General features: G+C 31.9%; 21 protein-coding genes and 2 pseudogenes. 21 read left to right on the top strand and 2 right to left on the bottom strand.

Features of this window, described 5'->3' with window-relative positions:
• Positions 1 to 261 precede the first annotated feature (261 nt).
• The 11 genes from B8965_RS00595 (at position 262) to B8965_RS00545 (ending at position 14,044) form a co-directional block, all read left to right on the top strand.
• Positions 262 to 1,647: a cytochrome ubiquinol oxidase subunit I gene (locus tag B8965_RS00595; protein ID WP_084051921.1), complete on the top strand. Its 1,386-nt coding sequence runs from the start codon at positions 262 to 264 to the stop codon at positions 1,645 to 1,647.
• Positions 1,638 to 2,645 (top strand): cytochrome d ubiquinol oxidase subunit II, encoded by a 1,008-nt coding sequence (gene cydB, locus B8965_RS00590; RefSeq protein WP_084051920.1) that lies wholly within the window; start codon positions 1,638 to 1,640, stop codon positions 2,643 to 2,645. The genes B8965_RS00595 and cydB overlap by 10 nt, the downstream gene beginning before the upstream one ends.
• A gap of 82 nt (positions 2,646 to 2,727) precedes the next feature.
• Positions 2,728 to 4,449 carry a thiol reductant ABC exporter subunit CydD gene (gene cydD / locus B8965_RS00585; protein WP_084051919.1) on the top strand — a complete coding sequence of 574 codons (1,722 nt, stop codon included), beginning with the start codon at positions 2,728 to 2,730 and terminating at the stop codon, positions 4,447 to 4,449.
• Positions 4,446 to 6,179, top strand: a complete 1,734-nt coding sequence (gene cydC / locus B8965_RS00580; protein WP_084051918.1) for a thiol reductant ABC exporter subunit CydC — start codon at positions 4,446 to 4,448, stop codon at positions 6,177 to 6,179. The genes cydD and cydC overlap by 4 nt, the downstream gene beginning before the upstream one ends.
• A 201-nt stretch (positions 6,180 to 6,380) precedes the next feature.
• Positions 6,381 to 7,424: an HD-GYP domain-containing protein gene (locus tag B8965_RS00575; RefSeq protein ID WP_207651160.1), complete on the top strand. Its 1,044-nt coding sequence runs from the start codon at positions 6,381 to 6,383 to the stop codon at positions 7,422 to 7,424.
• Positions 7,425 to 7,698: 274 nt separating this feature from the next.
• Entirely contained in the window at positions 7,699 to 10,203 is a 2,505-nt protein-coding gene (locus B8965_RS00570) for a PAS domain S-box protein (protein ID WP_084051916.1), read from the top strand.
• 75 nt (positions 10,204 to 10,278) lie between these two features.
• Entirely contained in the window at positions 10,279 to 11,082 is an 804-nt protein-coding gene (locus B8965_RS00565; protein WP_200805837.1) for an arylamine N-acetyltransferase family protein, read from the top strand.
• Between the two features lie 77 nt (positions 11,083 to 11,159).
• Positions 11,160 to 11,933, top strand: a complete 774-nt coding sequence (locus B8965_RS00560; RefSeq protein WP_084051915.1) for a PhzF family phenazine biosynthesis protein — start codon at positions 11,160 to 11,162, stop codon at positions 11,931 to 11,933.
• 133 nt (positions 11,934 to 12,066) lie between these two features.
• Positions 12,067 to 13,425 (top strand): MATE family efflux transporter, encoded by a 1,359-nt coding sequence (locus B8965_RS00555; RefSeq protein ID WP_084051914.1) that lies wholly within the window; start codon positions 12,067 to 12,069, stop codon positions 13,423 to 13,425.
• A 115-nt stretch (positions 13,426 to 13,540) separates the two neighbouring features.
• Complete coding sequence (locus tag B8965_RS00550; protein WP_084051913.1) at positions 13,541 to 13,729, top strand: hypothetical protein; 189 nt, start codon at positions 13,541 to 13,543, stop codon at positions 13,727 to 13,729.
• 12 nt (positions 13,730 to 13,741) lie between these two features.
• Positions 13,742 to 14,044: a hypothetical protein gene (locus tag B8965_RS00545; protein WP_084051912.1), complete on the top strand. Its 303-nt coding sequence runs from the start codon at positions 13,742 to 13,744 to the stop codon at positions 14,042 to 14,044.
• Between the two features lie 213 nt (positions 14,045 to 14,257).
• Here B8965_RS00545 and B8965_RS00540 read toward each other — a convergent pair.
• Positions 14,258 to 15,269: pseudogene (locus tag B8965_RS00540) on the bottom strand (IS3 family transposase).
• A gap of 69 nt (positions 15,270 to 15,338) precedes the next feature.
• On the opposite strand from B8965_RS00540, the gene B8965_RS00535 reads away from it, so the two are divergent.
• From B8965_RS00535 to B8965_RS00510, 8 genes and pseudogenes are all read left to right on the top strand, one after another.
• The gene (locus tag B8965_RS00535; RefSeq protein ID WP_084051911.1) at positions 15,339 to 15,842 is read left to right on the top strand and encodes a DeoR/GlpR family DNA-binding transcription regulator; all 504 of its coding nucleotides are present in this window, start codon (positions 15,339 to 15,341) and stop codon (positions 15,840 to 15,842) included.
• 127 nt (positions 15,843 to 15,969) lie between these two features.
• Positions 15,970 to 16,389 carry a GNAT family N-acetyltransferase gene (locus B8965_RS00530; RefSeq protein WP_242941897.1) on the top strand — a complete coding sequence of 140 codons (420 nt, stop codon included), beginning with the start codon at positions 15,970 to 15,972 and terminating at the stop codon, positions 16,387 to 16,389.
• A gap of 7 nt (positions 16,390 to 16,396) precedes the next feature.
• Positions 16,397 to 16,609 carry a hypothetical protein gene (locus B8965_RS12665; protein ID WP_242941896.1) on the top strand — a complete coding sequence of 71 codons (213 nt, stop codon included), beginning with the start codon at positions 16,397 to 16,399 and terminating at the stop codon, positions 16,607 to 16,609.
• Between the two features lie 183 nt (positions 16,610 to 16,792).
• Complete coding sequence (locus B8965_RS00525; protein ID WP_084051910.1) at positions 16,793 to 17,236, top strand: C-GCAxxG-C-C family protein; 444 nt, start codon at positions 16,793 to 16,795, stop codon at positions 17,234 to 17,236.
• Positions 17,237 to 17,356: 120 nt separating this feature from the next.
• Positions 17,357 to 17,683, top strand: a pseudogene (locus B8965_RS13035) (MBL fold metallo-hydrolase); the annotation flags it as partial.
• A gap of 141 nt (positions 17,684 to 17,824) precedes the next feature.
• Positions 17,825 to 18,238, top strand: a complete 414-nt coding sequence (locus tag B8965_RS12660; protein ID WP_242941895.1) for an MBL fold metallo-hydrolase — start codon at positions 17,825 to 17,827, stop codon at positions 18,236 to 18,238.
• A 371-nt stretch (positions 18,239 to 18,609) separates the two neighbouring features.
• Entirely contained in the window at positions 18,610 to 20,352 is a 1,743-nt protein-coding gene (locus B8965_RS00515) for a methyl-accepting chemotaxis protein (RefSeq protein ID WP_143334176.1), read from the top strand.
• A 124-nt stretch (positions 20,353 to 20,476) separates the two neighbouring features.
• On the top strand, positions 20,477 to 21,037 hold the full coding sequence (locus B8965_RS00510; RefSeq protein ID WP_084051909.1) for a TVP38/TMEM64 family protein: 561 nt from the start codon (positions 20,477 to 20,479) through the stop codon (positions 21,035 to 21,037).
• Between the two features lie 210 nt (positions 21,038 to 21,247).
• On the opposite strand, the gene B8965_RS00505 is transcribed toward B8965_RS00510, so the two are convergent.
• Positions 21,248 to 23,017 carry a B12-binding domain-containing radical SAM protein gene (locus B8965_RS00505; protein WP_084051908.1) on the bottom strand — a complete coding sequence of 590 codons (1,770 nt, stop codon included), beginning with the start codon at positions 23,015 to 23,017 and terminating at the stop codon, positions 21,248 to 21,250.
• 270 nt (positions 23,018 to 23,287) lie between these two features.
• Here B8965_RS00505 and B8965_RS00500 point away from each other — a divergent pair, with 270 nt between their 5' ends.
• Entirely contained in the window at positions 23,288 to 23,635 is a 348-nt protein-coding gene (locus B8965_RS00500; RefSeq protein WP_084051907.1) for a cupin domain-containing protein, read from the top strand.
• Positions 23,636 to 23,961: 326 nt separating this feature from the next.
• Entirely contained in the window at positions 23,962 to 25,038 is a 1,077-nt protein-coding gene (gene rsgA / locus B8965_RS00495) for a ribosome small subunit-dependent GTPase A (RefSeq protein WP_084051906.1), read from the top strand.
• The last annotated feature ends 302 nt before the right edge of the window (positions 25,039 to 25,340 follow it).

The raw sequence follows: 25,340 nt of genomic DNA, 5'->3' as shown, positions 1-25,340 counted from the left end.
GAATCACAGGCAATTCAGTAAACATAACAATGGGCGCATACGGGGGCAAAACACCACGTAAATGATTTCTTATCTGTATTTAAAGTGCTACATATAAGGATAGAAGAGTAATAAGAACCTACTTATTTGTTATATTCTGTATACATATAAGTAGGTTTTTTATGGGTGTTAAGAAACTTATTGCACTACCTGAAAATTTTACCTATAATTTCTATAAGATTAAGACATTTTTAAAAAATATGTTAAAGAGGGGGGAAGTTTATGGATCCTTTATTACTTGCAAGGTGGCAGTTTGGGATTACTACAGTGTATCATTTTTTATTTGTACCATTGACTTTGGGTTTATCCATACTACTAGCAATTATTCATACAAAATACTATCGCACGAATGATCTAAAGTACAAAACGATGGCCAAGTTTTGGGGAAAGCTATTCATAATTAACTTTATCATGGGCGTTGCGACAGGCTTAGTGCAAGAATTTCAATTTGGTATGAACTGGTCTGAGTATTCTAGATTTATGGGGGATATTTTTGGTGTACCTCTAGCAATTGAGGCGTTAGCTGCTTTTTTTGTGGAATCTACTTTTTTGGGGGTTTGGGTTTTTGGCTGGGATCGGCTACCGAAAAAGGTGCACTTGGCTAGTATTTGGCTCGTTGCCATTGCGACAAACTTATCTGCTTTTTGGATTTTAGTAGCAAATTCATTTATGCAAAACCCTGTTGGCTATGTTTTAAATAATGGCCGTGTTGAAATGGATAGTTTTTTTGAGGTAGTCACTAATCCTTATGTTTTTACTCAGTTTGGCCATACTTTTACTGCAGGTGTATCAACAGCTGCATTTTTTATGCTCGGTATTAGTGCGTATCATTTGGTGAAACATAAGGATGAATCCATTTTCAGTTCGTCTTTTAAGTTAGCGGCAGTGGCAGCTTTAATTGGTTCTTTAGCAGTGGCTAGTATAGGCCATTTCCAAGGTCAATTTTTAGCAGAGGAAAAGCCAATGAAAATGGCTGCGATGGAGGCTCTATGGGAAACTACTGAAAAAGCACCATTAGCACTATGGGCAAGTATTGATGTGGAAAATAGAACCAATAATCATGAAATAGCGGTTCCTTATGCACTTAGTTTTATGGCATTTAATAGCTTTACTAAGGAAGTACAGGGCATTAATGATGTTCAGGCGCAATATGAAGAAGAATATGGTAGTGGAAATTATATTCCTGATGTAGTAACCATGTTCTGGAGTTTTAGAATTATGGTTGCTGCTGGATCAATTATGGTTTTACTTGCTATGGTTTCTGTATTTATTGCATTTAAAAATAAGATGTTAAGTGGTGGATGGGTGCATAAATTCTTGATGCTCTTGACACCTGCGATAGCACTACCGTATCTTGCCAATTCTTTTGGCTGGTTGATTACAGAGATGGGCCGTCAGCCGTGGATTGTATTTGGATTACAAAAAACTGCAGATGGGGTATCCACTGTGGTTTCTAGTCAGATGGTTTTATTATCGATGGTTGGTTTTACCCTCATATATTTGATATTAGCAGTCATTGATGTTCAACTGTTAGTAAAATTTGCAAAAGGTGTAGATGAGGAAGCAAAAGCACCGATAGCCAAGGAGGAGGGTTCGTTATGGATTTAAATATTTTGTGGTTTTTATTGATCACAGTTTTATTCATTGGCTTCTTTTTCTTGGAAGGGTTTGACTATGGGGTAGGAGCCTTGATTCCGTTTTTAGGTAAAGATGATGACGAACGCCGAGTTGTTTTAAATACTATTGGTCCTTTTTGGGATGGAAATGAAGTATGGCTGATTACGGCAGGTGGTGCATTATTTGCAGCTTTTCCACATGTCTATGCAACCATGTTTAGCGGTTTTTACATCGCGCTGTTTTTAATTTTAGTTGCTTTAATCTTTAGAGCAACTGGAATAGAATTTCGGAGCTTACAGCCTTCTTTGAAATGGCGTAAGAACTGGGATGCTATAATTGCAATTTCCTCTATTCTTTCAGCAATTTTGTGGGGCGTAGCTGTGAGTAATTTGGTGACGGGGGTACCGATAGATGCCGATATGCAATATTCCGGAAGCTTCTATACACTATTGACGCCCTTTACCATTTTAGGCGGTGTTGTTTTTGCCTTATTATTTTTATACCATGGAGCTACATACTTGCAATTAAAAGTTGGAGAACAGAAAATTTTAGACCGTTTGCGTCCATTGGCGCCGAAACTAGGCCTTGCTATGATTGTTGCAACTGTGCTGTGGGTAGTATATGCTTTTTTCGTATCGGATATTTTTAATAGTACACTGGCAATGGTTCTTTGCGCCGCGGCTGCTGTTATGATGATTTTGTCAGTTTGGAAGAATCATAGTGGGAAGGCAGGCTTTGCATTTATTACCATTGGCCTTTCAATTGTTTGTACCACAGCGACAGTTTTTGCTGGAATTTTCCCAGATATTATGATATCCACGTTAAATCCAAAATGGAGCCTGGATATTTACAATGCATCTTCATCGCCGAAGACACTTCGCTTGATGACCTTCATTGCACTTACCTTAGTGCCAATAGTATTGGCATATCAAACTTGGTCATTTTACGTGTTCCGCAAACGCGTAACAAAAAATGATTTACATTATTAAGGAATAGAGAAAGCAGGCTATCTTTGGCAGCCTGCTTTTTTGATATGTTAGATACGAAGAATCCAGTTTTGGAGGTGAACTCATGATAAATCGGAATTTAATAAGTGAAATACAAAAAACACCACGTTTATTTTTTGTATCTGTCTTTCTATCAGTTTTCTCGGCATTTTTGTTATTGTGGGAGTATTGGTTAATCGCTAAAATTATTCAAAATGCATTTTTAGATAATATTGGGATTAAAGTTTTAAAGCCGATTTTTATCCAAGCTGTAGTAGTACTTACTTTACGCATGATTACTGACTATTTTGATGATTTATATGCTCAAAAGCTAGTTGGAGTAATTCAAAAAAATGTACGATCTCGTATCATTCAGAAGGTAGCTCTACTTGGCCCTAGTTATATGGAAAAGAAACAGAGCGGGGCCATGCTTAGTATGTTATTGGATGGTGTAGATACCCTAGAAACTTATTTTCGTAGTTATTTACCTCAGTTAATAAAGTCACTATTAATTCCAACTCTTTTTTTACTGGTGGTTTCTCCTCTTGATTATATTGCATCTGTGATTTTTTTCTTAACCTTACCATTAATACCGTTTTTTATGATACTTATTGGGAAGTGGACGAAAAATGCAAGTGAACGCCAGTGGAGACTAATTACTCAGCTCTCAGGCTATCTTCAAGATGTACTGCGTGGACTAGAAACCCTCGTTGTATTAGGTCGAAGTGAAGAGCAGGGAAATAAAATTGAAGCGATTAGTGAGGCCTATCGGGTATCGACTCTACGCGTACAACGCTGGGCATTTATTTCATCTTTAGCTCTAGAACTAATTGCAACTATTTCCATTGCTTTGGTTGCAGTGAGTTTAGGTCTACGCCTAGTCTCAGGGGAAATGAATTATCAAATTGCTTTGTTTACTTTGTTATTAGCTCCAGAGTATTATAAACCGATGCGCAGCCTAGGATCATATTTTCATGTAAGTTTAGATGCAGAAGCTGCAGCGACAGATATATATGCTTTTTTAAATGTATCAGAAGAATTAACTCTAAAAATAAAGGACGAGTCATTTTCTTTTTCAGATCTTACTTTTGAAAATGTATCTTATCGTTATCCTGAGACCAAGGTTTATGCAGTACAAGATATTAACTTTAGATTAAAGGCTGGTGAATCTTTAGCGATGGTGGGACAAAGTGGTAGTGGAAAGTCAACAATCATGCAGCTTGCCTTAGGATTAATAAAGCCTACCAAAGGGCGCATTTTAATTAATGGAAAGGATATGCATGACGGCCAAATAGGACATTGGCAATCACGTATTTCTTATGTGCCCCAAAAGCCCTATTTATTTGGCATGAGTATTAGTGAAAATATTGCAATGGAAGCTAATTTAGATCAGACTAAAAAGAAACGAATAGAAAAACTAGCCCAAGAAACCGGATTAAGTGAGAGTATTTTGAATTGTCCTCAGGGGTTAGATACACTTGTAGGGCAAGGTGGAATTGAGCTTTCAGGTGGTCAACAGGAATTACTTTACTTGACAAGAGCATTTTATGAAGCTAGAGAAATTTTATTTTTAGATGAAGTGACGGATAATTTAGACATTATAAGCGAACAAAATGTCATTAATGCTTTAAATAATCTTCTCAGAAAAAAGACGTCCTTGATTATTGCCCATCGTCTTACCACAGTAGAGCAGGTCGATCGGATTCTTGTTTTTCACGAAGGGCATTTGGTAGAACAAGGTAAACCAGGGCAACTAAAAGCCCAGAAAAATTATTATTATAATTTAGTGAAAGGAGAAAACTCATGAATCCTCAAAATGTAAAATGGCTTTTTTCGCTTTTAAAGCCGTATCGTGGTTGGGTTTTTTTAGGTGCCATGCTCTCTGGTTTTACTATTTGTGCAAACATGGGATTACTAGCCACATCTGCGGTTTTGTTATCAAAGGCAGCTCTTATGCCACCTCTTTTATGGTTAATGACACTTATAACTGGTGTGCGTTTTTTTGGGATTGCCCGGGCGCTTTTACGCTATATAGAGCGTCTTTTAAATCACAGTATTGCCTACCGGATATTAGGCGGACTTCGGGTTCGTGTATATAAAAAGCTAGAAAACTTAGTGCCAGATCGATTAATCGGTTACACGGAAGGTATGTTCTATAGGCGTATGCTTTTAGATATTGAAGTCTTGCAATATTTTTATTTGCGTGCTGTTTCCTTGCCACTGGCATTTTTTATGGTCCTGATTTGTGGCGCAATTTTTCTTTCGTTTTTTGCTCATAAAGCGATTATAATTTTAGGGGTATGTATGTTTTTAGCAGGTATCGTCGTGCCTACGGTTATTCGAAAATCGACTCGTTCTGCTCGAGGTGAATCTGCACAAAAAAGAACCCAACTATCCGATACCTTTTTGGATTATCAGCACGGTTTGGTAGATTTATTGATGCATCCAAAGGCATTAAAAAACTGGCAAGAAAAAATGAATAAGTATCACACAGGTTTAGTTGATGTGCAATTTTTCGTAGGAAAGTTATCTTCATTAGGAGATAGAACTATTACTTTTCTTAGTCATTTGACTATGCTAGGTGCGCTAGCTGTTGCAGTGCCCCTAGTTCAAACTGGGAGATTAGAAGGAGTTTACTTAGCAATGGTAGGGATGGTGGTTTGGGTAGCCTTTGAAGCTGCAGAGGCAATGCCTAAGGCTATTATTCAAGTGGGGGATTCATTACAGGCGGGAGAAGAACTAAGAAAAATTGAGGAAATAGAAACTCCCGTGCGTCAAGCAACTGAGCAAAAGTTGTCATCTAGAGAAATTATCTTAAAAGATGTCTCTTTTCAATATCACCAAAAAGACGAAATATTTTTATCTAATATAAATCTTACTGTTTCTCAAGGAGAGCATATTGCCTTTGTCGGACAAAGTGGAAGTGGAAAATCTAGCCTAGCGCGCCTAATTGCTGGATTATGGCAATGTGATGATGGAGAAATAAGCTATGGTGGAAATGCTTACACAGATTTAGGACGTGCTCAACTAGCGCGTGAAATAGCTTATTTAGAACAGAAGTCTACGATTTTCCATGCCACCATGCGTGAAAACCTATTATTGGCAAATCCTAAAGCAACAATAGAGCAATTAGAAAAAGTCTTAAAGGCCGTGGACTTATGGGATGCCGTACAATTAATGCCAGAAAAGATGGAAACAATTTTAGCAGAAGATGGTTCTAGGCTTTCTGGTGGTCAAAGGCAAAGGCTTTCAATTGCGCGCCTACTCCTTAAAAATCCGTCCGTGGTAATTTTAGATGAACCCACTCAAAACTTAGATCAGGAATATGTTACTCAAATGATGTCGCTATTATTAAACTGGTCCCGGGATAAAACGTTAATTTTGATTACCCATGATTTGAAATTTCTGCAAACACTAGACTCCATTTATTTATTACAACATGGTAAAATAATAGAAACTGGGTCACATCATACGTTGATTAATATACCGCAAGGTAGATATAGAAAATTATATAATATTATGAAGAAGCAGTTTTAACTTAGTTATAGATAATAAGTGCTTGCTTTTAATATAATAATTTACAATATGAAATTTACTAAATGTCAATCTATAGTATAATTAATTATAATGTAATCAATTTAAAAGAAATTATTTAATTATACAAAGCTCTTATTTTAACGACAGCTATTATATGACTTAGAAAGGAACGTAAAAATGAGATTTATACCCACTTTTTGTTTGCGAGAAGGACAAATACTTGGCAAAAGTTTATATAATAATTATGGTGGTCTTATCTTAAAAGAAGGCTCAAAAATAAAGGGACCGTATATTAAAAAAATTATGGAATTAGGATTTCAGGGATTATATATAATAGATGATATTTCACAAGATATTGAGATTAAAAATGTAATTAGTGATGAATTAAAACTAGAGTCCATAGCAAAAATAAAAAATATGTTTATGAATATAGAAAACAAAAATCCTATTGATAAGGATATGAATAATATTAGTAATATTGCTAAAAACATGGCAGATGAATTAGTCTCAAATAAACATTTAATGGTTAATATGATAGATATAAAATCATATGATAATTATACTTATTATCATTCTGTAAACGTAGCTGTACTTTCCATTATTGTGGGTATATCATCCCACTTAAATAGAGATGAGTTATATAAACTAGCTATGGGCGCATTGTTACACGATGTGGGCAAGATATTTATAAGCCACAATATTTTAAATAAAAATGATAAATTAACAAACGAAGAATTTGAAATAATCAAATCTCATTCGACTACTGGATATAAATATTTAAAATCAAACTTTGATGTTCCTATAAAGTCATATATTGCTGCTTTAGATCATCATGAAAAATATGACGGAACAGGATATCCCAAGAATAAAGTTGGCGAAAATATATCTTTATTTGGAAGAATTATTGCAATAGCTGATGTTTATGATGCTTTAATATCAGATAGGCCTTATAGAAAATCAATTTTACCTGCTAATGCAATAGAATATATAATGGGTGGCTGTGATACCCATTTTGATTTCAATTTAGTAAATCTATTTATTAAAAAAGTTGCCGCATATCCAATTGGTACTTGCGTAAAACTTAATAATGGACTTATAGGAATCGTAGTTGAAAATTTCTCAGATGCTTCAACAAGACCAAAAATAAGAATATTAAATAAAAATGATGGGAAACCTAATTATATCAATCTTAGAGATGATTTCAGAAATAATAACTTAACTATAATAGATGTTGTGAATATGTAAGATTAAATTTTATAAGTCAAGAAGATGGTTTAACAAGTTAGAAAAACCTACTTATTTGTCATACTTTGTATGCATTTAAGTAGGTTTTTTTAAAGCTAATTTGGAAAACAATCTAGTATTAGTTCAGATTGCTATTAACACCCTCGGGCATAAATAATAAGATATACTAGGAAATAATTTATTGTTTTTAATATAATAATTTACAATGTGAAAATTAAGCTATAATGGATTATATAAATATAATTTAAAGCGTTTGTTTGGAGGAAAATTTAAAATGTTAGAAGATTATAAATATAAAATAATAGCAGATTATTCATATGACTGGGAAACATGGGAGGATCAAAATGGAAAACTCCAATATGTATCTCCATCATGTGAAAGGATATCAGGCTACGCTTCTGAGGAGTTTCTAGATAATCCTAGGCTATTTGAATCTATTATATTAGGCGAGGATTTAGAAATATGGAAAAGTCATCATCATGAAATAGCTAACAGAGATAAAATGTATGAAAAACAGTTTAGAATACTTCATAAAGACGGCTACATCGTATGGATAGAGCATATTTGTAGGGCTGTAATAGATGAAACGGGAGTTTACCTGGGATATAGAGCAAACAATAGGGATATCACAGCATACAAAAATTCCATAGAAACTATAATTAAAAATGAGCTGCAGTTTGAAAGGATAATAGATACTCTGCCTTTTTGTCTTTCCATTATAACTCTGGATGGCACAGTACTTTATATAAATCCAAAGGGGATGGAATACTTTGAGGTAGAAGCAGATGTAATAGGTCAAAGAGCAGCTATGATGCACTGGGTGAACCCTGAGAGAAGACTCTTATGGCTGGACAAAATAAAGAATGAAGGTATAGTAACGGATTTCGAGATGCATGTTAGGACTGCATCGGGTAAAGAGCTTTGGTCCATGGGAAGCGGTATAATCATAGAGTATCAGGGTAAAGAATGTGTACTTTCCAGTCAGCATGACATAACAGAACGTAAAGAAATGGAAAGGTCACTTCAAGAGAGTGAAGAACAATACAAACTACTTTTTGAAAATGCAGCTGAATCAATAGTAGTAATTCAAGATGGAAAAGTTGTTCTAAGTAATCAAATGGCAACTGCTCTTACTGGTTATTCACAAGAAGAACTGGGAAAGCTACATTTTTTAAACTTTATATATCCTGATGATGAAGAGCTTGTAGTGACAAATCATACAAAAAGATTAAAAGATGAAACAGTAGACCGCATATATAGTTATAGGATTTTAAAAAAAGGAGGATATGTGCGGTGGGTAGAAATGAATTCTCTTAAAATTAAATGGAAAGGAAGACCAGCTACATTTAACTTATTAAGTGATATAACGGAAAGAAAAGAGGCTGAAGATGCCCTAAGAGTGAGTGAAGAAAAATACCGTCTTCTTTTTGAAAATGCTGTAGAATCCATTCTTGTTATTCAAAATGAGCAGATAAAAATGTGTAATCCTATGACATCTATTCTCACAGGATATAGTCAGCAAGAACTAGTCAAAATTAAATTTACAGATTTTGTCTATGCAGAGGATAAAGAAAAGACACTTGCTTTTCATAAAAAAAGACTTGAAGGTATGGACGGTGTCACCAAGCAGCAGTTTAGAATAATAAAGAAAGACGGAGAAATAAGATGGATTGAATCTGATGGTATCAAGATAGACTGGAATGAAGGGGAAGCTGGACTTTATTTTGCTATGGATATCACAGAACGTAAATCTACAGAGGAAAAAATCCTATATCTTAGCTATTTCGATCAACTTACAGGATTATATAATAGGAGATTTTACGAAGAAGAACTGGAAAGGTTAGATACAAAAAGAAATCTTCCTTTAACGCTTGTAATGGCAGATGTAAACGGCTTGAAGCTTACAAATGATGCATTTGGTCATACGTCTGGAGACATGTTACTTAAAGCTGTTGCAGATATTATGAAGAAAGAGCTTAGAGCAGATGATATTCTTGCAAGAATAGGCGGAGATGAATTTGTTATTCTTCTTCCAAAGACAGATAGTGTAGAGGCTCAATTAATAGTAAACAGGTTAAAGGACAAAATATCCAATACGGTTATAGATAAAATATCTGCATCGGTATCATTTGGATTAGACACTAAAAAAGAAGAATCTGAAGATATGGAAAAAATATTCGCTCAAGCAGAAGATTATATGTATAGAAGAAAGTTGCTTGAAAGTGGCAGTATGAAAAGCGAGATGATAACTCTAATTACCAGAAGTCTTTATGAAAGAAATAAAGATGAGCAATTACACAGCGAAAGAGTAGCAGAGCTGTGCACGAAAACAGCAGAAGCTATGAAGCTTGAAGGCCAACAGATTGAAGAAATAGCCTTACTAGGAATGCTCCATGATATAGGTAAAATTGGATTAGACAAAAGTATATTAAACAGTAATATTGAGCTTAATGAAAAGGAATGTAAGGAAATAAAAAAGCATCCTGAAACTGGATATCATATCTTAAAATCAGTTAGTGAATTTTCCCATATAGCAGAATATGTGCTTTGTCATCATGAAAGACCTGATGGTAAAGGCTACCCTAGAGGTCTTAAAGGAGAGAATATCCCAATTCAGTCTAGGATACTTTGCATAGCTGAGGCCTATGATTCTATGATAAACAAACATTATAAAGAACCCTTAACTGTACCTGAAGCGGTGAATGAATTAATATTAAACTCAGGAACACAATTTGATGAAGAAATAGTTAAAATCTTTATAGAAAAGGTTATAACTTAACATAGTAGATACTACAGCGGTGCAAAGTTTAAACTAAGTAAATTTGATAATATATGTTGCTATAATTGAGAGGAAGTGAAGAAGTTGATACCAAAGAATCAATCAGCTATAGATATAAATGCTTTATTTCGTAAAAGAATAGGTATGCAAGTAGAAAATATTACATTTGAATCACTTAGTAATATTCTTGAAAAAACTGCTGAAAATATTCCTTTTGAAAATCTTTGCATAATTGAAAATAGAACAAGTAACATTACTAAAGAAAGCTTAATTGAAAAAATACTTGTAAAAAATGAAGGCGGACTATGTTATGAATTAAATTTGATTCTTTATTTCTTCTTAAAAGAGAATGGTTTTGATGCTGCCCTTATCGGAGGGGTTATTTATAATAACGATATAAAAAAATATCAGAAACTTGGAAGAACGCATGTAGTTATTCTTGTAACTTACAAGGAGCAAAAGTACTTAATAGATACGGGCTTTGGTGGGAATTTGCCATTAAAACCTGTACCTTTAACCGAAGAGAGCGTATCTTCTAAGAATGGAGAATTTCGGGTAAAAAGGGTAAATGGTGAATATGGAGATTATGTTTTTGAAATGAGGTTAAAACATAGGGATACAGATTGGAAAATTGGATATGCATTTGATACAAAGAAGAGTATAAGTGATTTATCTGAAATTAATATGATCCAAAAGATTATAGCTGAACATAAAGACTCACCATTTAACAAAAGTCCTTTAATTACTAGGCTCACCGGCGGAGGAAATTTAATATTAACAAATAATTCATTCACACAAAGGACTGAGGGAGTGGTTTCAAAAGAGACAATTGATAGTATGAAATTTAAAGAATTATTGAAACAGCATTTTGGGATGTAGGGGTATACTATTTGAGTTGTAAAAAGACAGTTATCTATAATAAATGAATTAAATAGAAGTATGAAGGAGGAGAAAAAATGAGACAATATGTTGTTGATGCTTTTACAGATAAAGTATTTGAAGGTAATCCAGCAGCAGTCTGCATTATGGATGAGTGGTTACCGGAAAGTACTATGTTGAAAATTACTCTGGAAAATAATCTATCTGAAACTGCTTTTGCCGTAAAAGAGGGAGAAGATTATAGATTAAGATGGTTTACACCGGGAGGAGAAATTGATTTGTGTGGACATGCTACTCTTGCCACAGCTTATGTTATAACCAAATTTTATAATACAAAGTTAGAAGAGATACAATTTAAGACTCTTAGTGGTGTTTTGAAGGTAATTAATAGGGGAGATCTTTATGAAATGGACTTTCCTGCCTATGACCTACAAAAAATAAATGTGACTGATGAAATGGAAGAAGCCATTGGAATTAGGCCTATAGAAGCTTTCAAGGGAAGAGACTTGCTTTTAGTTCTTGAAAATGAGGAAAATATAAGAAAACTTAAGCCTAATATGCAAAAGATAAAGAAGTTAGACGGACTATTATTACATGTAACAGCACCAGGAAGGGACTATGACTGTGTATCGCGATCATTTGCTCCAAAAATAGATGTACCTGAGGATCCGGTATGTGGTTCGGGGCACTGCCATATTATTCCTTACTGGGCGGCAAAAACGGGTAATAATGAATTGGTAGCATATCAAGCATCTAGAAGAAGTGGAATTTTATATTGTGAATTTCAGGGTGAAAGAGTTAAATTAAGTGGAAATACAGCTTTATATTCAGTTGCAGACATTAATTTTTAAGATAATCATTTTTAATGAGCGATTGGATTTACTTATTTAAGTAGTCACATATACTTTTAATTTATTCCAAAGTTGACAGTACATAAATACACATTATACAATAATGGTAAAATAAAGTAGAAAAAGAGGACGCATGAATACAAAATTAGGCCAGGAAAAAATAAGTAAATTATTATGGGAACTTAGTATACCAGCAATTCTGGGTATGATGAGTAGTGCAATCTTTAATATTGCGGATAGATATTTTGTAGGAAAAATTGACCCTTTGGCATTGTCGGGGGTCGGCATTACTATGCCTATCCAAATGCTTCAAATGGCAATCATCCTACTCATAGGAATAGGATCGGCGACTTTAGTATCAATAAAGCTAGGGGAGGACAAGCAGGAAGAGGCAGAGAGTATACTTTTTTTGTCCTTTAAATATATAATCATTTCGATGATAGCGTTTGCTACTATATTTGTCCTATTTTGTGATCAAATATTAGTTGCAGTTTCCGTTTCAGATGCAGTGTATATGTATGCAAAACCCTATATTTTAATTATAATAGTTGGATCGATTATTGGCATCCCTGGATATTGTTTGAACAATTCTCTAAGGGCAATCGGAAAAGCGAATATTACCATGAAGGCTATCTTGTGGTCTTCAATACTTAATATCGTTTTAGATCCAATATTCATTTTTACCTTAAAGATGGGGATTGCTGGAGCGGCCATTGCTACAGTTATTTCTCAAACGGCACTAACTCTATACATTACATATTATTTTGTGACGAACAAAGAGTTACTTATTAATCTTAAATATAAAAAGGTTATAAATGAGCTTAAAATAATAAAAAGAATCTCTATGATTGGCTCGCCTTCTTTTTTTACCCAGATACTTGCATCATTTGTTAATGTGTTTGTAAATACAAATGCCGTACATTACGGTTCGGATTTAGATGTGGCTGCAATGACAATCATATCAACCATTTTTAGTTTTTATCATATGTTTGTAATCGGCCTAGCCCAGGGTAATCAGCCTATAATAGGGTACAACTGGGGTAGTAAACAGTATCACAGAGTCAGGGAATCCTTGATTAGATCGCTGGTTTATTCAACGATAATGTCTGTGGCACTATTTTTAATAATCCAAATATACCCTTCTTTACTTGTAACTATCTTTACTGATGATGATAGCTTAAGGAGTACTGCCGTGGTCGGAATGAGGCTCTATTTTCTAATGATACCACTGATTGGGATACAGACTATTAGTTCCCAGTATTTTCAAGGGATAGGAAACCCAAAGCTTTCTACAATACTGATGATGCTGCGCTATGGGATAATCATATTGCCATCGGTACTAATTTTAGCCCCTATAATAGGAGTAAAAGGAATTTATCTAAGTAATGCCATATCTGATGGGATCGCTTCAGTAATTGCTATGCTATTTATTATTAGAGAGATACGGAGTTTATCAAAGCTTGAAAAAATGCAACAAGAAGATGCACAGTAACAATACAAAAAATTGTGCTAAATAAAAAAGGATAGCTGAAATAGATACTTTTTCTAGCTTAGTGCAAACTTAAAATATTGGAACTTAGAGCAATGTAAAAGGGAGGAGTAAAAATATGCTGAGCTACTGGAAACCCTCCTTTTGGATGGTTGTTGTATTAATTATCGCCGTTATTATTGTAATCGCACTAGTTACAAATCCTAAACAGTGGGACATGCTTCAAGCAGGGAGTATTGTATTAGAAAGTCATTCAGGTATACTTGAAACGGCGTATCATGCGGAGTATAACAAAGTAAAAATTTAGTTTCTCCCCGATATGATGGGATCTAAGTCTGCATACGAGTTTGAGACAACTGATTCTAAAATAGTAGCATACATTGATTCAACTCTAAGAACCAACCAAACGCATATTGAAGAGAATCACTTAAATAACAATCATACCAATAAGTATAGAATAGAATTGTCTAATGATATTGGTGGATATAGCTGCAGGCTTTACTACGATACGTTATATGATAAGGCTTATCTTGAAAAGGACGGTGGCCTTTATGAAGCAGGGACAGATTTTGCACGTTATATAGATTCATTTCTGGAAAATACAAAATCACTGTCCATATAGAGGACATCGATGCTGTAGTAAAGATTAAATAGGTTCAATTTAAGTAGAATTTGAGAATTAATATAATTAAAAAAGTATGGATGAAATTAATATGGTAAGTAATAAAAATGACTGAAACTTTTGTAAGTAATAAGGGTTCAGTTATTTTTTATGTTTATTATATTAGTAGATATTGACCTGGTCAAGCAAAATTGTAACACCTAATAGAATAAATTATGTAAACCTCATTTCAAAAGGGGTTTTACCACCTAAGGCACTATGTGGTCTGATATGATGATAATATCCATAAATATAATCATTAATTAGAAAATTTAAATGATTATCATTTTTAATGTCAAAATGCTTAATATGTTCATTTCTTAATTTACCAAAAAAGGATTCCATAGGTGAATTATCATAGGGACAACCTGCCGTACTCATAGATTGTCTGATTTTTTTATTCTTACAATATTCAGTAAATGCTTTTGATGTATATTGTACTCCCTGATCGCTGTGGAGTATCAAGTTTTCTTCAGGTTTATTATTTGCTAAAGCTTCATTTAATGTTTCTATTGCTAGATCAGCAGTTATGTAATTTGTAGTTTTAGTGGCAACAATACTACGATCATACAAATCAAGAATTGAACAATTATACCTTAAACTACCATTAAAAAGGTGTATATAGGTGAAATCGGTACACCATTTAGTATTTATCTTTTGTGCTGTAAAATCTTGCTTTAGTAGGTTTTCAAAAACTTTATGTGCTTTGCCTTTAATATAAGCAGGTTTTCTTTTAAAGGTAATGGATTTCAAACCTAGTTCCTTCATGTATTTATGAACAGTTAATTGGCTGAATTCATGTCCCATTTTAGATAAGCGTTTGGATATATTTTAAAACGATTTAATAAGCATCTAACCCCAAATTCATCTTTGTTTTTATCAATAAATATATAGATTAATCGTCTATTTCCTTGGAAAAGAATGCTGCTGCCTTTTTTAAAAAATTATTTTCCTTTTCTAGTTCTTTGTTTTCACGTTCTAATTTTCTAATTTTATCAAGTAATTCTAAATCCTTTGTTCCTATTTCTGTTTGGATGCATTCTTTGCGATAGTTTTTAATCCATATATTTAAAGAGCCTTGTCCAAGGCCATATTCTTTAGTTAAACTGGCAATAGATCTGCCTTCTTCAAGATGTAATTTTACTAATTTCTCTTTAAAGGATTTTTCATATATTTTTTTACTCATTTTTGTATCACCACTTTCTTAAATATTATAATATATTATTTCTATGTGGTGTTACAACTTTAGTTTATCATGTCAGATGTAATAGCTATAGATACTGGAACTACTACTTGTGAAATACTGTATCATTTAAAAGATAAGAAAAATATTACTATGTTACTTAATAATGTGGCAGGTCTTAATATTATGATAGATTTAAAAAACAATAAAATGTTTGATGGTAATATAATATTTTTAGGTGGAGAAATAGACACCAATCAATTGTCGTGTTTTGGGCCTATAAGTGAAAATATATTAGAAAATTTTTATATAGATAAGGCATTTATAGCAGTTGGAGGAATTAGTTTGCAAAATGGATTAACGGGCTATAATGTAAACGAAGCTAATTTACCAAAAAAGATAATGGAAAATTCAAAGGAAGTTATAGTAGTTGTAGATTACTCTAAAATAGGAGTAAGAAACTTTTATAAAATATCAGAACTTAATGAAGTCAATGTTATTGTTTCTAATAAAGAAGTACCAAATGAGTGGAATGATATGTTAAATCAATATGAAATTAACTGGGTGGTATCATAAAACTTATATAGGGTATAAGGATATGGGGTTGAGTTAGACAATATTTATCACAAATTAGAATTATAGCATAAGACTTACCTGTTAAATAGAAGAACGTGTAGTATAAAAGTAAAAAGGAGAATTTTTTATGAATATAATAATAAGAAACGAAAATCCAGAAGATTATAAAATAGTTGAAGAAATTGCAAGGGAAGCCTTTTGGAATTTGTACTTTCCTGGAGGTCATGAACATTTTGTTGTTCACAAAATGAGAGAACACAAAGATTTTATAAAAGAACTCTCATTTGTAATCGAAGCAGATGACAAGATTGTAGGTGGTATATTCTATACTCATTCAAAAATAGTATCAAAAGATAATAAAGAATATAAAACAATTAGTTTTGGACCTGTTTTTATATCTCCAAATTTTCATAGGAAAGGACTTGGAAGAGAGTTAATAACTTATTCTATCAATGTCGCAAAAGAAAAGGGATATCGTGCTATTTTAACATTAGGATATCCATATCATTATGAACCATATAGATTTTTAGGGGGGGAAAAAATATAATATATCCATGCCTGATGGAAAGTTTTATAAGGGTTTATTAGTATTGCCACTTTATGAAGGTGCATTAGATAATATTTCTGGTCATGCAGTTTTTTCTGCTGTACTTGATGTTACTGAAGAAGAAATTGAAGAATTCGATAAATCCTTTCCTCCTAAAGAAAAGAAATATCAAGAGAGTCAAAAAGAATTTGAAATTGCTTCAAGTATGCTTGATGAATAAAATAGGACACAAAGGAACGGTTTTTGAAGGGTTCAAAAAGAGTTTGAAAGTTTAGCATCGATATTTTATAAGCATTAGATGTTAATGAAATGGATGGAACTAAACGAGAAATATAACGAGAAGCCATACAAGGTGGTGAATTTAACCTAGCATGGTTACTTAATCACCTAAAGGGGGGATAATGTGAATAAAAAAGAACAAGCCTTAGCTCTTTTTAACCAAGGATTTTCCTGTTCTCAATCTGTATTGTGTGCGTTTGCTTCTGATTTCAATTTAGATCAAATAACAGCTTTGAAAGTTGCCGGTGGTTTTGGGGGAGGAATGGGTCAATTAGGTGAAACCTGTGGGGTGGTAACAGCTGGATTTATGGTTATTGGTTTGAAATATGGAAAAATAAGTGTTAATGATACTACGTCTAAAGGAAAAACTAATAAAGTTATAAGAGAGTTTGCCCGTATTTATCAAGATAAAGTAGGTTCACTTAAATGTCGAGAGTTATTAGGATGTGATTTAAGTACACAAGAGGGATTAAGATATGCTAAAGAAAATAATTTATTTAAGAAAATTTGCCCTGATTTAATTGAAGCTGCAGTAGATACACTCGAGGAAATTTTACGAGAAAAATAGAGTAGGATATGGATGGGCTTCATGCATTGGAACAAATCCGTAAGACAATAGCTAATTAAACTCCCATTAGAGTTTTAAATAGTTGCTAGATTATAATTATTAGAAGAGGTCTATGGACAAATAATACAACGGCTAGGTATAAACCTGAAGTTAGGAGGAGTTCTTCTGAAATTTAAAATAACTACTTTAATTGAAAATAATTTAAAAGACAAACTACCTTTAGATACTGAACATGGATTATCAATATTTATTGAAGTTAAGGGAATAAATATTTTATTTGACACAGGACAAAGTGAAAATTTTATTGATAATGCAGAAAAATTAAATATAGATTTAAATAAAATAGATTATGTTTTAATAAGTCATGGTCATTATGATCATACTGGAGGGTTACCAAAGTTAGTAGAAAAATTTAATTCTAAGTTTAAACTCTTTATAGGAGAAAACTTCTTTAAGGAAAAATACAAATCAATAGAAGAAGGAAAATATAAATTTATAGGCAGTTCTTTTGACAAGCGTTATTTAGAAAAAAGTAAAATTGATGTAGATTTTATAAATGAAGATATAACTTTTATTTCGGAAAATGTAATGGTATTTACTAATTTTAAAGTAGATACTGAGTATGCCAATTTAGATGAAAAAATGGTTATAAAAGAAAATGGTAATTACATAATGGATAAGTTTCTTGATGAAATTGCTCTTGGTATAAAAACCGAAAAAGGTTTGTTTGTTATAGTTGGCTGTTCTCATGTAGGTATTGTAAATATTTTAGATACAATTTCAGAAAGAATAAATATGAATATTTATGGTGTTATAGGAGGTACTCATTTAGTTAACTCTGATGAAGAAAAGATTAAAAGGGTTATTTCCTATTTAAAAGAAAAGAAGATTAAACTAGTAGGGGTTTCTCATTGCACAGGAGAAAAGGCAGAAAAAATGTTGAAAGAAGAATTAGAAGAATTTTTTAATAATAACACAGGAAATGTATTTGTATATGAATAAAGATAGTGATTATCTTACGTAATTTCAAATATTAACCTATTCAAAAAGAATAAAAAGAATAAAACAGATAATAGATGAATTTAAAGAGCATTTATCCGTTGGGTAGGTGCTTTTTGCATATATACGCAATATATTGCTACGTATAACAAACAGAGGTATGATTATAGATTATACGTAAAAATTAAATTTTTATTTAAATTAATAATTAAGTTGACAATGAATTTTTCATAATATAATATTATTTAACTAGTAAAATAATGTAACAATTTTTTAAAATTTAAAATTATATGTTTATTTATGTTTAAGATCTTAAAATGTTTTAAAACCAAATTAAGTTTTAGGACAATTATGTCTTCAAGGGGGAGTTATGCTTGAAAAGTATAAAAAATAAATTAATTATTTTAATTCTTTTATTGGTAATAGTATCTTCTATATCTACTGTAGGCATAGGACTTAAAAGTAGTTTTAAAACAACTGAAAATATAATACATGAATTGTATGAAGAACAATTAAGAAGTGCTTACAATATGCTTAAAGTATATTTAGTAGAAGAGTTTGGAGAATTTAAGATGTCAACAGATGGAAGATTAGTTGATGAAAATGGTAACCCTATTGATGGTAGATTTGCTTATATTGATGAGCTATCGCAAGGAATGGATGTAGTAGCTACTGTATTTAGTAAAAATGGAAATGATTACAAAAGAATTTTAACGACTATTAGAGATGAGAAGGGTGAACGTGTTGTAGGTACAAATTTAGATCCTAAAGGTAAAGCTTATGAAGAAATATCTAAGGGAAATGTATATTTTGGAGAAGCTGAAATACTTGGTAAACAATATGTTACTCAATATGTGCCTATAACTGAAAATAATGAAGTTATTGGGATTTATTTTGTTGGTAAACCTATAGATAATATTCAGAACATAATTAATAATGGAATAACATCAATAATTAAATCCGTTATACTTTTAGTAATAATTATTTTATCTATTTCTTCTGTAATAAGTTATTTTATTGGTACTTCAATAGCTAAACCGATTTCTGCACTAACAAATATAATCAATAAAAAAGCTAATCTTGATTTTAGAATTGATGGACAATTAGAAGTTTTAAAGTATATTAAACGAAAAGACGAAATAGGTATTATGGCAAATGCGTTTAAAATAATGGAAGATAACATAAGAGAGTTTATTATAAAAACCTCTGATACAGCTGAACAAGTAGCTGCATCATCTGAGGAACTAACGGCAACATCACAGCAGGCTGCATCATCAGCAGAAGGAGTAGTAAAAACCATTGAAGAGATTGCTAAAGGGGCAAATAATCAAGCCATTGATACAGAAACATCTGCTAATAATATAGATGAAATGGGTAATTATTTAGAAAAAAATGAACAATACATACATGATCTAAATAAAGCATCACAGGAAATATATAAGCAAAAAGAAGAAGGGTATGATATTTTAAAAGAGCTTGTACTTAAAACGAATCAAAATAGTGAAGCAACGCAAACAATTTATGAAATTATTCTTAGCAACAATCAAAGTGCAGAAAAAATTGAAAGTGCTAGTGAAATGATTCAGAGTATAGCAGATCAGACTAATCTTTTAGCTCTAAATGCAGCTATAGAAGCTGCTAGAGCAGGTGAAGCTGGGAGAGGATTTTCGGTTGTTGCTGAAGAAATCAGAAAATTGGCTGAGCAATCGAATAGCTTTACAAATGATATTAAAGTAGTAATTGATGAATTAAAAATAAAATCAGATGGTGCAGTAAGTACTATGCAAAAAGTAAAAGGTATTGTCGATTCTCAATCAAAGAGTGTAAAAGATACTGAAGATAAGTTTAAACTTATTGCAGATGCAATAGATTCAGTCGAAGATATTATTAAAAGGTTAAATATCTCATCAGAATTAATGACTGATAATAAGAATAAGATCATTGAATTAATGCAGAATTTATCAGCAATTTCAGAAGAAAATGCAGCTGGAACCCAAGAAGCATCAGCATCGATGGAAGAACAGGCTGCTAGTATCGAAGAAATTTCTAATTCGGGTGAGAGTCTTGCTACTATAGCTGAAGAACTGCAACAAATAATTCATAAATTCAAGGTATAAAACGGCATACGGGTTGCTAATATATTTAAACCGCCGTTTAGCATATGATATTGTCTCCTTATGAAAGGTTAGAGATGGATATACCTAAAAAACAGTTAAATAATATGTTAAAAAGGATAAAGCAATGTTTGATATAAATATTATACTTGAGTTATTTGAAAATAACAGCTTTATAGCAGTTCCTATAAGTCTTTTAATAAGTATAGCAATTTCTTTAGCGGGGGTATTACCTTCAGTATTTGTAACTGGAGCTAACATAATTTTCTTTGGACCTGTTAAAGGGTTTCTGATATCTTTGTTAGGAGAAACAATAGGAGCCTGTATAACTTTTACTGTTTATAGATTAGGTTTTAAGAAGAAGATAGAGAAATTTACAGATAAATATATATTACTTTCGCAGATAGTTAATAGTGAAGGGAAAAAGGCTGGCCTATTAATATTTGAAGGAAGAGTAATTCCATTTATACCATCAGGATTTGTGACACTAGCAGCCTCAATAAGTAATGTTAATGGTAAGATATTCACTGTTGCAACTATGATTGGAAAGGCTCCATCTATAGCTCTAGAAGCACTTGTTAGCTATGATATAATTAATATTTACAATAATTGGTTGCGATTAGCTATAACAATTATTGCGTTAATACTTATTTATTTTACAATTGGAAAAGAAAAAAGAGAAAACTAATTACTAATTTACTTGTACTTATATTAATGTGAGGCTATAACCCGTTTATTTGAAATAAGCAGAAGGGATAAAATTTTACAATAAATTGTTACAAAGTATTCTTAAAAAGCATATTTAAGTGTGAATAAGTTTTCATCATTTGAATTAGTTGATATATATAAGTACATCTCTAAAACATATATATTAGAGATGCACTTATATAATCAAAAGCTAGAAAAGTCCTGGAAGAGATAACCTTGAAAAATGGTATTCATTAGTTATTGGATTTTTATTACTATAATCAAATAAAATAACAGTTGGCTTTTTCATAATATTTTTATCAGTTAGATTAGCTATAATTTTTAAAACATCATATCTAAAGAGCTCAAAACGAACATTTTTTAAAATAGTTTTAGCAGGTTGTCCAACATGTTCAGGTAAGTATTTGGTAACATTTTCATTATCCTTTAGAAAATTATACCGAATGTTTTTGAAATCCTCATGCTCCAATTCAGGTAAAAAAGAAGGTAGTGGATTTTTGTTATTAGTTAAGAAGTCAAACTTTAAAATTTCAGCAAAAACATCATTTATTGGATAATTTTTCTCGTGATAAAAATCTAATAAAACAGCATACAGTTTTGATTTAGTATGAGCCATGTGATGATAACCTTTCTCTTCCCAGTACTCACTTAGCTCTTGATAAAATTCTGCTGGTTTTAGATAAAAGTTACTTAGAATATATCTTATAGAATAAGTAAAGTCGTTAGAATTGTAGTAAAGCTCTAACATTTCCTCTATAGCCTTAAGGCGAAGTATTTCATGAAAATCAAGATAGTTATTAGCTAGTACCTCATAGGGGGGGAGCATTTTGTGCTGATAACCATATACTTCACTATCATTTCTAAGAGAAGTACCTTTTAATAGTTTTAGAAAACCTAGCTGAAGTTTTCCAGGCTCTAACGAATATACATCGTTAAAAGAGTTTTTAAAGCTGGTAAAATCCTCGTAAGGAAGGCCTGCAATAAGATCAAGGTGAAGATGAATATTTTTATTTCTTGATAATCTTTCAACTACGTATTTTAGTTTTTCCCAGTTTACTGTACGATTAATAGATTTTAATGTATCAGGATTGGTACTTTGTACTCCTATCTCAAATTGAAATAGCCCTATTCTAACATTAGCTAGAAAATTTAAAGTTTCCTCATCAAGTAGATCAGCAGTTACTTCAAAATGAAAGTTTGTGTGGCCGTTATCATTGTTATGAATAAAACGCATAATTTCTAAACTATGGCTTTTTATTACGTTAAAAGTTCTATCTACGAATTTAACTTGATCAACTTTAGCCTCAAGAAAAAATTTAAGATCCTTTTTTACTCGTTCCAAGGGGAAGAACCTTACTCCATGGCTAGTGGATGATAGGCAATAGCTGCAGTTATAGGGACAACCTCTAGAACTTTCATAATAAACTATTTTATTATCTAGCTCTGTTAAATCTTCGTCGTAAGGGAAAGGAACTTGGCCTAGATCAGTTATTAAAGATCTTGGTTTTGTGACTTTAACTTGATTATCTTCACGATAAGATAGGCCATGAATACTTGCTCTATCTCCTTGACCTGTTTGTAAGTAGTGAAGCAATTCCAAAAAGGTAACCTCTCCTTCTCCTATAACGACATAGTCAATTGCCTGATGCTGCTCCATTAACTCTATCGGATCAAAGCTAACCTCAGGACCTCCTAATATTATCAGTAACTTAGGATTAACTCTTTTTAAATCAGCGACTAAATCTAAGATAGAAGTAATGTTCCAGATATAGCAGGAAAAGCAGACTACATTATAATTACCTTTATAAATTTCACCTAGGATATAATCTGAACCCTGGTTAATGGTATATTCTCTTATAGCTATGTTGGAAAAATAATCTTTACAATATTTTTCTAAATAGCGGAGTGCTAGAGAAGAATGGACATACTTGGTGTTTAAGGTTGTTAAAAGTATTTTCATGGCAGTTCCCTTTCTAAAATGTATATAATCTATTATGCCATTTAGAGGCTAAGAATTGCAAAACAAATTAAAATTTAGCTTTGGAAGCTTTAAGTGTAATATTACTTATTTGTGTTGTTGATTTATGATAAGACTAGAATAAACGGATTAATACTTATTCATTTGGAATAGAATTCTTTCCTTATAAATGGTTGGTAATTGGAAATTTATGAAAAAAATGATATAATTAACATAATTCAATCTTAGAAAAAAATCTGAGGGGGTATACGGATGATTGTTTCTCATTCTAAAGATGTTCAAGGCATAAATAATGCTGGAAATGAAAATGTATTAAAAAAAGTATTAATTTCTCCGGAGGTAGGCTGGAAAGATTATGTTATGCGTTTATTTGAATTAAGTCCAGGTAAAGATGCTTGTTCGTTAAGACATAGCCATGAATGGCCTCATATTGTTTATATAGTTGAAGGTAAAGGTATAATTCATCTAGATGGAGCTGATAATGAAGTTAAGGCTGGTTCATTTGCATATATTCCTGGAGGAAAAATTCATCAATTTGTAAATAATAGTTCTGAAAAATTTTCTTTTCTTTGTATAGTACCACCTGAAGGTGATGTTTAAATATTACTTGTCAGTTTCAGCTATAATGTGTTGGTTGAGAAGATATAAATTCTGAACTAACACATTTTTTTGTCTAAAAGTAGGCTAAAAATACAGTTAAAATTAAAGCTGTTTTGGAAAAAGGTCATATATTTAAAAAGCATATATAACATATATTTGGGTCAAACGGTATATTTAATGTATAATTAAATTAAATTATTAAGAAGGAGTTGAAGTTTTATGAAGAAAAATAATAATGCTGAGATTGTATTAAAAACGGAGGTGTATACAAGATAATTAATGTATACACCTCCAAAAGATAGATACAATTTTAGGAGGTAGTATATATGAATAATAGATTAATTAATTTAGGATTTTCTGATAGATTTATACAGCAAGCTAATCTTTATAATGGTCTTATCTTAGGGAGAGTAATATCACAATATAAAGATTTATATAAAGTTGCAACTGAGAAATGTGAATTACTAGCTGAGGTCTCAGGTAGATTTAGACATGAAGTTATAAGTAGGTCACAATTTCCTGTTGTAGGTGATTTTGTTATGATTGATAGAGATAATAATAAAAATGGTAATGCCATTATTCACCAAGTATTAGATAGGAAAAGTGCATTTTCAAGGAAAGCAGCAGGAAATGAAAATGACGTGCAATTTGTAGCAGCAAATATTGATATGGTTTTTATTTGTATGTCGCTTAACAAGGACTTTAATTTGCGAAGGCTAGAGCGTTATATTGCTATTACTTGGGATAGTGGTGCAGTTCCTGTAGTAGTTTTAACAAAATCTGACTTATGTGGTTCCCTTTCGAAAAAATTAGAAGAAGTAAATACTGTTACAGTTGGAGTTGATGTAGTTGTTACTACAAGCATGACTGAGGATGGATATGAAACAGTATTAAAATATATTAAAAGTGGCATAACAGTTGCCTTCATTGGTTCATCGGGTGTAGGTAAATCTACTTTGATAAATCGGCTAATTGGTAAAGATGTTATTGAAACAGGAGATATTAGAGATGATGATAAGGGAAGACATACAACAACAAGACGTGATCTAATAATAATTTCATCAGGTGGTGCAGTTATAGATACTCCAGGTATGCGGGAAATTGGAATTGAAAGTGCAAATATTTCAAAAACATTTACGGATATTGAGGAACTTGCAGATAAATGCAAATACAGCAATTGTACACATAAGAATGAACCACGGTGTGCCGTTAAACAAGCCATTGAAGAAGGTATAATCTCTGAAGAGCGCTTTCTAAGTTATGAAAAACTAAAAAAAGAAGCAAAATACGAAGGCCTTAATTCAAGACAAATTGAAAAACAAAAGATAAATGAAATGTTTTCTGGATTTGGTGGAATAAAAAATGCTAGAAATTATATCAAATCAAAGAATATGAAAAAATAAATTTATCATAATTAAAAAATTATTATAATATAGGTGTTGCTGGAAAGTAACACCTGTAAATAATGATAAAACTATAAATTCTATAGTTTAATTAGATTAAAAAATAATTAAATGATATTTTCCGTTTTAGTGAAAAGTCTGAATTTTCCTATGGATTTAATAAAAGGAATATGTTAGTATAATATGTGATAATTTGAGTCATGAAGACTCAGTAACCAAAAATTAAGTTTAAAAAATATAAGCAAACCATGAAGGTTAGGAATCTGTGAGAACACGGAGGATACTTTTGTGGTTTTTTTGCA

This window comes from Desulfonispora thiosulfatigenes DSM 11270 (genome assembly GCF_900176035.1).
In the GTDB taxonomy this organism is placed as follows: domain Bacteria; phylum Bacillota; class Peptococcia; order Peptococcales; family Desulfonisporaceae; genus Desulfonispora; species Desulfonispora thiosulfatigenes.
Note: the sequence above shows the minus strand (reverse complement) of the source record. Positions and strands in the feature narration are given on the sequence as shown.

Bases quoted from the DNA above. Each gene is read 5' to 3' on its own strand.
- B8965_RS00595 (WP_084051921.1), top strand. From the start codon at position 262: ATGGATCCTTTATTACTTGCAAGGTGGCAGTTTGGGATTACTACAGTG.
- cydB (WP_084051920.1), top strand. From the start codon at position 1,638: ATGGATTTAAATATTTTGTGGTTTTTATTGATCACAGTTTTATTCATT.
- cydD (WP_084051919.1), top strand. From the start codon at position 2,728: ATGATAAATCGGAATTTAATAAGTGAAATACAAAAAACACCACGTTTA.
- cydC (WP_084051918.1), top strand. From the start codon at position 4,446: ATGAATCCTCAAAATGTAAAATGGCTTTTTTCGCTTTTAAAGCCGTAT.
- B8965_RS00570 (WP_084051916.1), top strand. From the start codon at position 7,699: ATGTTAGAAGATTATAAATATAAAATAATAGCAGATTATTCATATGAC.
- B8965_RS00560 (WP_084051915.1), top strand. From the start codon at position 11,160: ATGAGACAATATGTTGTTGATGCTTTTACAGATAAAGTATTTGAAGGT.
- B8965_RS00555 (WP_084051914.1), top strand. From the start codon at position 12,067: ATGAATACAAAATTAGGCCAGGAAAAAATAAGTAAATTATTATGGGAA.
- B8965_RS00550 (WP_084051913.1), top strand. From the start codon at position 13,541: ATGCTGAGCTACTGGAAACCCTCCTTTTGGATGGTTGTTGTATTAATT.
- B8965_RS00545 (WP_084051912.1), top strand. From the start codon at position 13,742: ATGATGGGATCTAAGTCTGCATACGAGTTTGAGACAACTGATTCTAAA.
- B8965_RS00535 (WP_084051911.1), top strand. From the start codon at position 15,339: ATGTCAGATGTAATAGCTATAGATACTGGAACTACTACTTGTGAAATA.
- B8965_RS00530 (WP_242941897.1), top strand. From the start codon at position 15,970: ATGAATATAATAATAAGAAACGAAAATCCAGAAGATTATAAAATAGTT.
- B8965_RS12665 (WP_242941896.1), top strand. From the start codon at position 16,397: ATGCCTGATGGAAAGTTTTATAAGGGTTTATTAGTATTGCCACTTTAT.
- B8965_RS12660 (WP_242941895.1), top strand. From the start codon at position 17,825: ATGGTATTTACTAATTTTAAAGTAGATACTGAGTATGCCAATTTAGAT.
- B8965_RS00510 (WP_084051909.1), top strand. From the start codon at position 20,477: ATGTTTGATATAAATATTATACTTGAGTTATTTGAAAATAACAGCTTT.
- B8965_RS00505 (WP_084051908.1), bottom strand. From the start codon at position 23,017: ATGAAAATACTTTTAACAACCTTAAACACCAAGTATGTCCATTCTTCT.
- B8965_RS00500 (WP_084051907.1), top strand. From the start codon at position 23,288: ATGATTGTTTCTCATTCTAAAGATGTTCAAGGCATAAATAATGCTGGA.
- rsgA (WP_084051906.1), top strand. From the start codon at position 23,962: ATGAATAATAGATTAATTAATTTAGGATTTTCTGATAGATTTATACAG.